Here is a 13558-nt window from a genome sequence, read left to right on the forward strand (position 1 = left end):
AGTTCGTCAGCCACCCGGGTTGGTGAAGGCGACGCCGTCGGAATCGCCGGCGGTGACCGCGAGATGGATGTAGAAGCCGGTCCCCGTCTCCGCGAGGGCAAGCCCGCCAACGGTGAAGACGCCGGTCAAAATCGCGGGGACGATCTTCGCTTCGCCCGCAGTATTCTGCGTCACCACGGCGCAAATCTCACCGACCCCTTGCACGAGGCCTCCCACGCTCGAAAACGTGTCCGCGATCCATTGCTGCCACTCCGCACCGGCGAGCCCCGCCGAAATCACGGCGAGCACACCACTCACGAGGTCGGAAATGAGGCTCACCGCCGAGCCGATCCAATCGCTGGTGTGGAAGTTCTTGAACAGCGAAGTGCCCCCGAGCCCGTATGAAATCACGCTGAGGACCAGATCGGCGGCGTACGCAAACACACGCAGGATGTACGGGGCCGAATCCTCGGGCATGTCCTTTTGAGGGAGAGGAACGGTCGTGGCGAATTGCACGAGATCGCACACGAAACTCAAGGCCAGCAACACGCCGCCGATCGTCCGCGCCGCCCACTTGGAGCTCATGTTCTTGCGGAGCCGTCCCATTCCCTTGCTCGTGTCGACGTTGTTCTGGCTCGAATTCCCGAGAAGCCGCTGCACCCACGGGCCGAGATTGCCCTTGACGTCTCCCTCGTCGGGCAACTGTAGGGACGTCACGAGCGCCCCGAAGGTCCGCAAGAGCGGCGGAAAAACGCCCACGCACGAGGCGACGAGGCCGCCCATCTGAATGTAGCCCATGTAGTGCTTGTTTTCTTTGGTGGACTCGAGCCGCGGCGTCGCCACCTCGAGGCTCGTGGTGCGTGCCCCGAACAGTTGATCGAAGGTGTCGGCCTCGCAAAGGCCGTGGTGCTCGCCGGAGAACGGTGCACCGAGGCCGGCGATTTTGGAAATGAGGGTCGTAGGAATGGCCACGAGCAGCGCCATGCCATTGAGGAAGGTGAGGTTCTCCTCGCCGCCGAAGAGCGCCGTGATCCACTTGTAGAGTGTCCCGAGAAAGGGCACCGGCAGTTCGGTATCCAAATCGGAACGAACCCTCCCGAGCATGGTGCGGATCAAGCCGAATGCCTTTTTGACCAACGGGCGCAAGGGCTCGAGTGCCGCCACGAGCGGCGCCTTGAAGAGCTCCCCCACGTCGGACAGGGTGACGCCTCCGCCGTGCCATGCCGTGGCGAAGCGCTCGATGGCATCGCCGACATCGCCCAGCGCCTTTGCAAATCCCTGCCGGAGCTGGTCGATGAGCGAGCCCTGCTCGTCCGACGCCGAGAGCGCGGAGAAGGCGGGCGCGCGGCTGTCCGACAAGCCACCGTGCTGCAGTTGGTAAAATGACCAGTTGCCAATAGGCGACTTCAGCGCCTTGACGACCCCACTCGATACGCCGCCGGCTCCGGCCCGCGTAACCTTCTTTCCGGCCAGGTCCTTGGGGATCCGGATTTGCGAAGCCGTCGACAGATGCTCGAAGAACTGGTCGACCCGTTTCTCCCAAAGCGCCACCTCGGCATCGGCGCGGGCGGTCACGTAATCGAGCCCATGGCGCGCCATCGCGGCGATGGCCTTGTGGGTCTCCCAAATGTCTTTCCACTCGAAGAGATAGCCGAGCCACTGGATCAACTCTTCGAAGACCACTTTGATCTTGTGAAAAACCCAAGTGACCAGTTTGTAGACTTCTTCGGCGGTCTTCACCACGAACTGCACCGCCGTCTCGCCCAGGTTGGCCACGAAGGACACCACGTCGTTCTCGATTTTGACGGCGAAGTGCGTGACCCGATGCGCGGCGGACATGAGAAACTCGATGCAGTCTCCGGCAATGTCGGAGATGAAGCTGCCGAACGAGAACGCGGACACGAGCGGCGTCGCGCCCGCCTCGTGAACGCGAAATCCATCCCCCGTGAAGGACATGGAGAAGCCGCCACCCGGCGGTAGGTGGTCGGTACGCAACATGGCCGCGGGTCGGTCCGAGATTCGATAGCGCACCGCCGGGGCGTTGGCGGAAGCCGATTGGGGATGAAGGTTCGACAGCGATTTCACGGCGTCCACCACGTCACGGCCTTGGAGCCCATTTGGCAGGCTTTTGGGCAACACGGGAATGTCGCCGGACGCGTTGACCTTCTTCAGTTTGTCGACCACGTTGTGCGCAGGATCGACGTCGAGCACACCGTCGAAGAAGTCACCACGCAGGTGAAGCAACGGCGTCGCCAGATCGCACACCTGGTTGATCAGGGTCACGTTTCCCTGAAGGTCGCTGACCACCTCCACGTCGGTGGTCTCGTCCACGACGTGGGTCACGCCGTTGATGGTCAGGCGCACGCGCGACGAAGCGGAAACTCGAAAAACGCGCCCGGCAAAGGCCTCACCGCGCTCGTCCTCGAAGGACAGATGGGTGGTGTAACAATTGAATTCGTAGAGATGGTTCGTAGACGCCAGCGGAATCGCGTCGGATTTCCACAACGTGGTCGAGGGGTCTTGCCACATGTACAGCAGCGACCGCGTTTTCTGGATATCCGTGCCGATGTACACGAGCTCGTTCGCGTACTGCCGCTGGTTGGCGAGCGGAGCGATCTTGGCGACGCCGGTGCGGAAGAGAATGGGCGTGGTCCACGCGCCGTCTTTGCCTCCGTCGTCGAAGGTGTAAAGGTCCTCTCCGGCCAGCACCCATACCGACGTCGTTCCCGCATGCAACGGATCGCCGTGGACGACGAGCCCTCCGGGCAGGATCTCGGGAACGCGGTCGGAGGCTGCAATGGAAACCGACTTTGCGCGCTTGGCCTGATTCGTGGGGGCGAACCAATTCACCCCGGCCGCCCCGGCCACGAAAAGGCTCGTGGTCTTTCCATCGCCGGCCGCCGTGGCCAAGCACCGCGCCCCCGACGGTGCGAGCAACTGCCGATCGAAGCTGCGGCCGCGCTCGTCCGGGAACGTCTTGAACACGAGCCAAGGTGCGGCCGCGACCGTGGGAAGCGTATCGTCCCCCGACGGCCCCTCGCCCTCGTAAAGCATGTACACGCCCGCCCCGAGATCGGCCACGGTGCCGAGGGCGAAGTCCTTCATGACGGCCTTCACGGTGGGCGTTGGAAAGTCGACCCAACGCCATTGGACGGCCCCGCTGTTCGGGTCGACCTGCGCGCGGAGCACGAACGTCGTCACCTTCGAGGGGTCGGCATCGCTCACGCTCACCGCCATGGTGGGGATGCCGAATCCCTGCCCATCGTCGACCGGCCCAACGAGAATTTTCTCCACCAGAGAAATTCCACCGGGCACCTCGACGAAGGCCCATACGAGGTGACTCCAATCGGTCTTCGCGATATCCGGCGACAGGGGCCCCGCAATGGCCACGTGCGCCTTGGACGGCGCTCCCTTGTCCCGCACTCCAGCACACAGGAAAACGTTGCCCCCTGGAAGCTGCCCCGCCGCGATGGTCACCGGAGTACCGATAACCTCCAAACCCGGTGTTAGATCGACTTGCCTCCAACCTGTAGATCCATCGGTGTCGTGGTGGGTGGCGAACAATCGGCCACCGGGGCTGAAGCTGAGAACGATGGGCCGCGATTCGGAATCGTGGACGGCGAAGAGATCCCTGTCGGGTGCGGCAGGCAGCGCCCCCAGGTAGTTTTTCATCAGCTCCGATTGCGCGGTCACCGTCAGGTTCGGTCGTTGTGGAATCTTGGTGGGAAAGGTCAGTGAATCCATCGTTCGTTTACTCCGATGTGAAAAAGTGCCGCAAGGTTCAGACGCTGTACGTCACATCCATTCGAAGATGGAGTTCGTCGTCGTACCGGGGATCGTTCAGCAGAAACACTTGGCCCGTCGGCGAAATGAAGCAGGTACGGCTGGAGTGCACGATCAATTGCTTCAACGCGTCGCCATGCTTCCGGAAATTCGACACCGCGGCCATGGCAAGGTCGTTGAGCGTATCTTGAGCGGGATTGAAGTTCTTGTTCGCAATCTTCTCCAATGCCCCCATGATGTCATCGCTCGCCCCTGCCAGCGAATTCTTGTGTTCCTTCATTTTGATTTGAATGTCCGGCGGCGGCGTCACCTTGAAGCGTATCTGCTGGTCCTGATCGACGTAGGCCTCGAGCACCGCCTTGGTCGACCCTTTGAAATCGCGCGACCATTCGAAGTCCAGTTTGTCGACGGCCAAATACAGAGTGGCTTTCAACTCCACGTGCCGATGGAGTTCGATGTCGATGAGCACACGATTGCCTTGGATCTGCACGGTGTACGTATGGTCGTCCTGCTGGGTGACGTTGGCTTCGTACCCCGTCTTCACGGGACCGATCTCCACGACGTGGCGCTCGTGATCCAATCGTTTCTGGTCGAGGAATTTCGAGCCCAGCGTGGTGCCGCTCTGCGTCCACGGAGCTCCGGTATCGAGCGCCGCCTTGACCGGGTCGAAGATGAGCGCATCGAAAAACACCGAGCGGGCGAAGAGCAGCACGCCTGAAAAGTCGTTCGAGGAGACGAACGGCGTCGCCACGTGGCGAATGGATTTATCGGGATTTCGCGGAATGCGCCGTTCGAAGTTCGAATCTTTTCCGCCGAGCACTTCGTAATTGATGGCGCTCCAACCTTCGTGATCGGGATTCGGATTGGTCGAGTAACCAATCCACACCGGGGTCAAGCTGGCCTCCGGACCGGTGGCCTTGGGGCGGGCGACCGACACGCCGAGGATGTACGGGGTCCGTCCCGCCGGGTTCTTGTCCTGCAGGCCAAACACTTGCTGCAGATTGGTACTGAGTTCGATCGCGAACTGCGGATCTTGCTGCGTAACACTGGAAAGCGGAATCCCCGTCCGAACCGTGTAGGCGCCGTCCTCCTGCAGGGCCACGATGGAAACCGTCGTCCCCAGCCCCTTGGCCGGATCGCGCAGGTCCCATTGCGTGAAATCCACGGTGTCGAAATCCAGAAAAAGCTGCTCGATGCTGAAAACTTCCTCGTTGAAGCGATGCTCGGTGATCGCCCTGAGCACCTCGGGCGGCACCTTTCGGCGTGCGACGCCATCCTCGAAGTCCTGCGCCGTGGCGGGTATCTTGTTCAGTTGCACGGCGAAGCGCAATTCGAGCCCGTCCAGGGCCACGAGCACGCGCTGCGCCGCGGCCACCGAGACGAACTGCAGGGCCGGCACCACCGAATAGCGAACGGACTCGGTCGTGCCAACCGCGATCGTGCGCCGCCGAATCCAATAGTGAATCGTCTGCTTGGCGAGCACGGAGGGCTTTCCCGTTTTCGGATCGGTGCACTGGACGTCCTCTTGCTGGACGAGCAGGGCATCGGTCGCGGTGGCCCCCTTGGCGGGATCGAACGCCGCTTGCAGCTCCGTCAGCGAGGCGAGCATTCCGGGTGCCCAATCACGCGCCGCGAATGCAAACTGGAATTCCACTTCCTGGGCGTTGTTTCGTTTGCCGAAGGCGACCTGCGGAGGGCTCACCCATCCGCGGAGGTACGTGGTCAGCTTGGGCGTATTGCCCCCGAACAAGCCTCCCTCGACGATGCCGTTGCTCTTCACCTCCGGCACGATGTACCCGGCTCGGACGAGCCTCTCGAACTGCGAATTCACTTCGTTTTGGCTTATCGACAAGACCATGTCGTAGCCCACCATGGCATCTTCCATCCCGATGACTCCTTCCGGCGGTTCGCCGGACATCCTCGCAACGGTCGTGCCACTCGAGGTCGACTGGAAATACCACCGGGACGTGGAGTACGCCGTCTCGCATATCCACCGGGCCGCGTCGATGGACGACGCAGCCTCGTCACCGCGCGACGAACGCCGCCGCGCGTGGGGTCAATTCAGGGGACGCGGTTCCTGCTTGGCCGCCAACGCTTCGTTCGCGAGTTCTTCGTAGGACATCTTGGCCGCCCGGCGCGCTTCCTCCTCCGTGTAAAAGCGGTCCATCAGCACCATGGGTATGCCCATGATGCGGGCGGCGACGGGTCCCATGGTTTTACGGAAGAGCGGCGAGTCGTTGTAGAGATCCTGGAGGCCCGACATCATCCGAGTGAACCAACTCGTTCGCTCCCCCTCCTTTTGCCCGAGGAGTTGCATCCGCTTGAAGGCTTCGCGCAAGCGTTTGCCATCGGGATCGACCATTTGCATCGGCTCGAAAAACACGCCGCGGAAGAACGGTGCTGCAAAGTAGATCACGCGGAGCAGCGCCCACGAGGCGCGAAACCGCTCCGCCACCGGCGGGGACGGCCGATCGGCGACCACGGCGGCGTACTCCGCGGACCCGTAATATTCGGCCATATGATAATCGATGGCCAGGTGACGGGATTCGTCCCGGTTGATGCGGTCCATCGCCGCCTGGCTCATAGGGTCGGCCACGTAGTCGTTGATGGATCGCAGTAACGCGATATCCAGGGCAATCTCGCCGCCGGTGATGTAGAAATTCGCAATATCGGGCGACACGTTTTTGACGAGGTGCACGAACGGTGGCGCGAATTTCTGCAAGGCCGGTGTAATGTCGTATTTCTTGTAGTGGTGGACGTCGTAGTACGCGGCGAGCCGCTCGGCGGCGACGGCATGCCTCTCTTCGTCGGCCACGAAGGTGTGGAAGATCTTGCGGAGCGTGTCGTTGCGAGCATTGACCGCCTGCTGCACGAAGAGGGCCTTGGCCAGGCGCTCGATGGCCGCCATGTCGGTGAAGTACTGCACGATGGCGATCTCGTCCTCGCGGGTCATCGGACGCGGGGTCCCCGTCCAATCCAGATCGGAAATCTTCCACTGATCGCGCTTGCACCGTTCGAACATGGCTTCCAGATTCATGAGCGCCTCGCAATCTGACTACGGTCGTCATCAGATTGTGAACGACCCCGCGGACCGCGTCAATACAGAGGTCGAAGTCGGTGAATCGTGGCGGACCCGCGTGTCGTTCGAAGTCGAACGACGGCAGTGGGACAATCCCGGCGAGGCCGGCGCCTTGGTCCGTCTCCAGCGCCAGATCGCCAAACGGAATGGCGATCTTTGCTTGTCTGGTCCGAACAGGCATCGGTCCCGCCGGTCGTTCCCGCTGCCGCGGTTCCCGCACCAGGGTAATTCCAAACCTGACGCGTTCAATCAAGCGTTGCCCTAGGATGTGCCTCGCGATGGCAGAAGGTGGACGCGTCTACGGGGGCCTACCCCATCTCGCGCGGAGCGAGCAGCGCCGGCAGCGTTTGCTCGAGGCCGCGCTCGACGCCATCGGCGAAGCGGGCATCAAAGGGCTCAGCCTGCGCGCCGTGTGCGCCCGCGCCGGCCTCACGAGCCGCTACTTCTACGAGAGCTTCCCCGATTTGGATGCGCTGCTGCTGGCGCTGTTCGACAGCGTCATCGACGAGGTGACCGCAGCGGCCGTGCAAGCCGTGGCGACCGCGCCGTGGGAGGCGTTGGCCCGTTCGCGCGCCGGCCTGGAGGCGGGCATCCACGTGGTCTCGAGCGACCATCGCAAGGCCAAGGTTCTGTTGGTCTCCTCCTCTGGCCACGGCCCCCTCCAGCAGCGCCGCCGCGAGAAGCTGGTCGAGGTGGCTGGCGTCATGAGCAAAATCACGCGCGAATTCTACGGCGCGGAAAAGATCACCCCCACCGACGCCCGCCTCACCACGATCACCTTCGCCGCCGGCTTCATCGAGCTCTTGGACGAATGGCTCTCCGGCACCCTCGCCATCCCCCTCCCCCGCCTCGTCGACCACATGGCCAAAATGTTCGTCGCCTCCGCCACGGTGCACTCGGTGAGCTCCGGATGATTGAACATGAAGGCGGGAAGGCGGAAAGGTTTTTGGTTTCCAGTCGGCCCATCAGGCCCAAATGGAAACCCTAAAAAAGCCTTCTGTGCTGTCCCGCGCCGTATCCCTTCCCGCCTTCCCGCCTTCATGTAAATTCTCTCTTCTCTACAGCGCCGAACCGTTGTTGTAGGCGTCGTTGAAGTGCGTGTAGAAGGCGTCGTAGAGGTCTTTGCTTTCGAGGCGCACGAAGATCTCGTCGTTGCGGTAGTTCGCCGAGTAGGTCCAATTGTGCGAGCCGGTGAAGATGAGGAACCGGTTCGTCGTGGAGGCGGCGAATTTCGAGTTCACCAGGATGAACTTGTCGTGCACCACGTGGTGGCGCACGGGGATGCCGGCGCCCTTCAATTTGGCCAGTGCGTCGTTCTCGATGCCGTCGGCGACGACCCAGACTTGGCAGCCCGCGCGCTTGCGCGCCACCAAGAGGTCGATCAGCTTCATGCGCGAGTCGTTGATGCCGGCTTGGGCCACTCGGATGCGGCAGGTGGAGTCCGCGACGATGTCGTTCAATCGATTGTAAACGAGATCGCCATCTTGCTCCGGCGAGGTGTAAACGCGGGCCGTGCTGCCCTCGAAATAGCCACGGCGCGCATCGGCATCGTAATAGTCGTTCCCGGAATAATGCTTCTGCGCGAAAAGATGCCCAAAGTACCCCACGAAGTAATCGTAGAGTGCCGTATCCCCGTACACGGTGATGGCATTGTTGAACATCTTCGAGCCCGAGGCATACGTCATGTTCGCCGAGGCGAACCAGCTCACGTTGGAGCGAAGCACGCCGGACGGGTCCTTCGTCTTGCTGAAGGTGAAGAGCTTCGTGTGCATGATCCCGCTGGGATCCGTGGTGATACAGCCGTAATTCTTGTTCTCCACGCGGTTGCCGCAGAACACGTGGTTCGCGCCTAGCGCGGCGTGAAGCTCCCGCGGCGACGTATCCGCGTCGAATTCGTCGGAGCCGTCTTCGACGATCTTCAAGATGACCCCGCGGTTCTTCGCGGCGATCAGCGCATCGTAAATGCCATTCGCCGTAAGGCTATGAATGGCGGCGCGTACCGTCTCCCCTGCCGGCGTCGCGTCCAGAAGCCGGGTGACCTCGTTCAGAATCGTCCGATCGTCGCCGGAGAAGGCCGGCGGATTCGTAAAATGGACGTGGACGGGAAACCCGCCGATCGTCGTTTGGGCCACGTTGATGGCATCTTGCGCCGTTCCCGTAACTTCGGTTTCCGCCTCCGCCTCCGTGCCGCAGCGACACAGTGTCAAAAGACAAGCGAGTGCCATCGCCGACCCAACGTTGCGTAAGTTCGTCATGCTATACCTCCCAGCGCCTCCATGGATTCGTCTCATGGAAGGGCCCACTGGGAAATACGAAGTCTCACGAATTCGGTCGGCCGGCGCTATTTCGCGCCGGTATGAACAATTCGATATACGGCGTTCCCCTCGTCGTCGCTCACCAGGAGTGCGCCGTCGGGCATCACCAGGACGTCGACGGGGCGGCCCCACGCTTTGCCATTTCGGAGCCAGCCCTCGGCAAAGACGCGGTAATCGGTGGCCGATGTGCCATCGACGCGGGCGGTGGTGATGCGGTAGCCAATCGGCTCGTCGCGGTTCCACGAGCCGTGTTCCGCGATGAAGACGCGGTTTTGGTACTCGGTTGGAAACATCGCGCCCGTGTAAAACCGCATTCCCAAGGCCGCCACGTGCGGCCCCAATTCGAGCGACGCGGGGGCGAACTCGCCACACGGGCGCTTCGATCCGTACTCGGGATCTGCAATGCCTTTGCCGTGGCAATACGGATAGCCAAAGTGCATTCCGGCGCGCGGCGCGTGATCCAGTTCGTCGGGCGGCGTATCGTTGCCCATGCGATCGCGCCCATTTTCGGTGAACCATAGTTCGCCATTGCGCGGGTCCCAATCGAAGCCCACCGTGTTGCGCACCCCCGAGGCATAGGTCTCCAGCGCGCTGCCGTCCGCGGACATGCGCTGGATCGAGGCATAGGGCAGCGGGCGTTCACACAGGTTGCAGGGCGCGCCCACCGGCACGTAAAGCTTGCCGTCGGGACCGAAGGCGATCCACTTCCAGCCGTGGTGCTCGTCCTTGGGCAGCTTGTCGGTCACCACCACGGGCGCCGGCGGATGGGCGAGACGCGCCTCGATGCCATCGTAACGCAACACGCGATGCACCTCGGCGACGTACAGCGCACCATCCTTGAAGGCGACGCCATTGGGCGTATCCAGATCGTTCGCAATGACGTGCGTCGCCTCCGCACGCCCATCTTTGTCGCGATCGACCAGCGCGTACACCGACTTTCCCCGCGTCCCCACGAACACGGTGCCGGAAGGGCTGAGCGCCAGCGAGCGCGCCCCCGCCACCCCGCGCGCATAGAACGCGATGGAGAAACCCGCCGGCACCTTGATATTCCGCAGATCCCCCGGCTCGGCCGTCTTGCAGCCGGCCAACGCCAAGGTAAACCCAAGCAGCGCATGCCATCGCATCCGCCGAACTTCGGGCCCCGCGGCCTGATCGGCAAGCTGAAGCCTACTTACGAGGTCCTGGTGGTGCGCTAAACCGCGATGTCGAATTCTTGCATGTCGAACTCGGGCGGCGAGAGCGGCTTGAGGCCACGAGCAGCGGCAATCTCGTTGAAGCGGTAGGTCAGCCAGCCCGGAATGAACAAGGCGAACGTGCGCGCGAGGCGGTCGGGGTTCGCGAGGCTCTTGACCATCTTTTCGTAGAGGATGCGGCCGTAGGCGGCCTCCACCTGCTCCGTGTGCTCGGGCTTCTGCAACCAGGTCATCACGCCCGGCTTGTCCGCCTCGGGGTGAAATTGTGTGCCCTGGATGCCCGGCGCGAAGTCGAACCCGAGGATGGCGTCCCCGGAGTTCACTTTGCTACCCGCGTGCGATTCCACCGCGGTGACGCACCCGCCGAGCTCCGCGAGCTTTCGCGCATCGAGATCGATGGCTTCCCAATTGCGGTGCTCCCACGTGAACAGACGGTAGCCAAACGGCCCGAAGTAATCGAGCGCCTGCCCCTCGTCGGTGATGTACGCGGGCATGACGCCGAACTTCAGCGTGGGGCGCAGCGCCATCTTCGCCACCGCGAAGTGCAGCACGGCAACCTCGAACGAGTAGCAAACGGCCAGCATCTTCGGCGCCTTGCTCGCATCGCGAATGTTCGCCTCGACCACCCGATCGAGCATCTTGCGATAGCCGACGCACCACGGATCGTCATACCCGTCGAACGGTGACCCGGGGCCGCCCGAAGAGAGCACGAAGTCGACCTCGTCGTCGGGGAGCTCGCCCAGATTTCGCGGCTGTACGTGCCGGAAATGCAGCTCCAAGCCGGGATTTTGCTGTTTGACGCGCTTCGAGAACCCGTCGAACAACCTCCGGAAGCAGCGTGTCGCCTGATTCGCGACACCGTTGTTCATGTCCACCAGGCAAACGCGGATCGGAGTCGGAGAGCTAAGCATCAACGTCCTATATTGTAGTAAGAAGCTCCGCTTGCGGTATGAAAAACGATCCAACTGTTGACAAATCTTCGGGTGGCGTGAGCGGCGATGCAGGATCCACCGGCAGCGTTGTGAAAGATGCCGCAAAGGCAACGCCGATTTCGGTGCAGATTCCGGCGGCTCCATTGCGTGGTGAGGCCGAGTCGCACGATCCGCGCGCAAGGGCGCCACTACCGATTGGCGAGCGCATCGGTGCTGACACGCGCTTTACCGGGCGCGGGATCGTCGCGGCGTTTCTCGACAGCGGATTTTACGCGCACCCCGATCTGGTGACGCCGCATTCGCGCATCCACGCCTACCACGATCTCATTCATGAAAAAGACGGCGTCGAGCTGTTGTCCGCTACGGGCGACGCCTCCTCGTGGCACGGCATGATGTCCACCGTGGTGGCCGCCGGAAACGGCAGCCTCTCCAATGGAAGATTCCGTTCCGTTGCACCGGATCTCGGACTCGTGCTGGTGAAGATTGGAACCCTGTCGCGCGTCCACCATGACGACATCGCGCGGGGCATCGAGTGGGCGCTCATCAACCGGGCGCGTTACGACATTCGTATTCTCAATATTTCCGCTGGTGGTGACTACGAAGCGTCTCACTTGGACGACGTGATGTCGCGATTCGCCGAAGCCGCCATCCGCGCGGGCATCGTGGTGGTCGCGGCCGTGGGAAATCAAGGACACCGCCCGGGTTACGTGGTTCCTCCGGCGAGTGTTCCAGCGGTCATCTCGGTGGGTGGGATCGACGATCGCGGCAATCCCAACTTGGGACAGGTAACCGGATATCGCTCCTCGTACGGGCCGACCATCGATGGCTTGCAAAAGCCCGAGGTGGTCACCGTCGCCGATTGGATTCCCGCTCCGATTCTTCCGGGAACGATGACCGCCACGCAGATTGCGTTGCTGGCCAAATTGCACAAGACGGCCGACCCGAAGTTGAAGGAAACCATCGAGCGATATCCCGGCGTGCTGCCCTCCCTCGACGAGGTGAAGGACAGCCCGGCGTATTTGATCCGACAGATCGTCGACGCAGGTTTGCGCGACGAGTTGGTGATCAACGAGCACTACAAGATGGCCGACGGAACGAGCTTTGCCGCGCCCATCGTCACCAGCGTGATTGCGCAGATGCTCGAGGCCAATCCGCGCCTGAAGCCGCTCGAGGTGAAACGCATTCTGCTTCGCACCGCGAAGCGTCTTCCAAACCTCGAGGTGGATCGCCAGGGGTGGGGCGTCGTCGACCCGCGCGCCGCCGTCGATCAGGCTCTGCGCGCGAAATGACCTTGGACCACGTTCCCGCGGGCGTCGTCGATGGATCGGGCGCCGTTCGCTTCGGCACCTACCGCGGCGAGCTGCGTCAGGTCGCACTGCCGCGCGGCTCGTTTTTCCGTCACAAGCGGTGGGTCTACACCTTCGTCGCCACGCCGGAGATCATCGCGCTGCACGCCATCGTCGACCTCGGGTACGCGTCGAACGCGTTCGCGCTCGTGGCCGATCGGGCGGCGAAGTCGATCCTTTACGACAAAGGATTCACCGGCCTGCCGCGGCCCTTCGTGCACGTGGGGCCTCGCGCGGGCGATGCGCGATTTCGGCTTCCGGGCGTGGATCTTCGCGCCGGGTTTTCCAGCGCCGATGGCACGTACCGGCAACGCGTGCAGACCGCGGGGCTTCTCTGGCTCGGCGAGCTCGCCACGGCGCAGAGCCCGCCCGCACTGACGGTGATTGCGCCCATGCCCAAGGGCGGCACCAACGTGACGCAAAAGAGCGCGGCACTCGCGGCCAGCGGGATGATCGAGGTGGCCGGGCGCTCCTTCGATCTGCGCGAGGGCGTGGGCGGCTTCGACTACACCAACGGGCACTTGGCCCGGCACACGGCGTGGCGTTGGGGCTTTGCGTGCGGCAAGTTGGATTCGGGCGCTCGCATCGGGTTCAACCTGGTGGAGGGCTTCAACGACGCGAACGGCGTCTGCGAAAACGCGCTCTTTCTCGGCGATGAGCTGCTGCCGCTGGGCCGCGCGCGCTTCTCGTGGAATCGAAACGACGTGCTCGCGCCCTGGCGTTGCACCACCGAGCCGACGAACGACGCCGCGCTGGACCTCACCTTCGAGCCCATCGGTGCGCACCGCGAGGATCGCAACTTGGGCATCGTGCGCAGCCATTTCGCTCAGCCCGTCGGGCACTTCTCCGGAACCATCGAGGCTCACGGGCGTAGCTACCACGTCGAGCACCTCGCCGGCGTCACCGAGGATCAGGACGTCGTGTGGTAGGT

At 62.8% G+C, this 13558-nt stretch carries 9 protein-coding genes; 3 read left to right on the top strand and 6 right to left on the bottom strand.

Annotated elements, in window-relative coordinates:
* Positions 1-6: 6 nt before the first annotated feature.
* From LVJ94_23520 to LVJ94_23530, 3 genes are all read right to left on the bottom strand, one after another.
* On the bottom strand, positions 7-3723 hold the full coding sequence (locus LVJ94_23520; GenBank protein ID WXB10184.1) for a hypothetical protein: 3717 nt from the start codon (positions 3721-3723) through the stop codon (positions 7-9).
* A 37-nt stretch (positions 3724-3760) separates the two neighbouring features.
* Entirely contained in the window at positions 3761-5647 is a 1887-nt protein-coding gene (locus tag LVJ94_23525; GenBank protein WXB10185.1) for a hypothetical protein, read from the bottom strand.
* A 171-nt stretch (positions 5648-5818) separates the two neighbouring features.
* Entirely contained in the window at positions 5819-6799 is a 981-nt protein-coding gene (locus LVJ94_23530; protein ID WXB10186.1) for a diiron oxygenase, read from the bottom strand.
* Between the two features lie 320 nt (positions 6800-7119).
* Here LVJ94_23530 and LVJ94_23535 point away from each other — a divergent pair, with 320 nt between their 5' ends.
* Positions 7120-7755: a TetR/AcrR family transcriptional regulator gene (locus tag LVJ94_23535; protein WXB10187.1), complete on the top strand. Its 636-nt coding sequence runs from the start codon at positions 7120-7122 to the stop codon at positions 7753-7755.
* Between the two features lie 144 nt (positions 7756-7899).
* Here the strand turns inward: LVJ94_23535 and LVJ94_23540 are convergent, their stop codons facing one another.
* The 3 genes from LVJ94_23540 to LVJ94_23550 all read right to left on the bottom strand — a co-directional run bounded on the left by LVJ94_23540 (position 7900) and on the right by LVJ94_23550 (position 11260).
* Positions 7900-9096 (bottom strand): phospholipase D-like domain-containing protein, encoded by a 1197-nt coding sequence (locus tag LVJ94_23540; protein ID WXB10188.1) that lies wholly within the window; start codon positions 9094-9096, stop codon positions 7900-7902.
* Between the two features lie 86 nt (positions 9097-9182).
* A complete protein-coding gene (locus LVJ94_23545; GenBank protein ID WXB10189.1) occupies positions 9183-10280 on the bottom strand; it encodes a PQQ-dependent sugar dehydrogenase in 1098 nt (365 codons plus the stop codon).
* A gap of 68 nt (positions 10281-10348) precedes the next feature.
* Entirely contained in the window at positions 10349-11260 is a 912-nt protein-coding gene (locus tag LVJ94_23550) for a hypothetical protein (protein ID WXB10190.1), read from the bottom strand.
* Positions 11261-11370: 110 nt separating this feature from the next.
* Between LVJ94_23550 and LVJ94_23555 the strand changes: the two genes are divergently transcribed.
* Positions 11371-12570: a S8 family serine peptidase gene (locus LVJ94_23555; protein WXB10191.1), complete on the top strand. Its 1200-nt coding sequence runs from the start codon at positions 11371-11373 to the stop codon at positions 12568-12570.
* Entirely contained in the window at positions 12567-13556 is a 990-nt protein-coding gene (locus LVJ94_23560) for a DUF2804 domain-containing protein (protein ID WXB10192.1), read from the top strand. The genes LVJ94_23555 and LVJ94_23560 overlap by 4 nt, the downstream gene beginning before the upstream one ends.
* Positions 13557-13558 lie beyond the last annotated feature (2 nt).

It is taken from the genome of Sorangiineae bacterium MSr11367 (genome assembly GCA_037157805.1).
Taxonomy (GTDB): Bacteria; Myxococcota_A; Polyangia; order Polyangiales; family Polyangiaceae; genus Pendulispora; species Pendulispora rubella.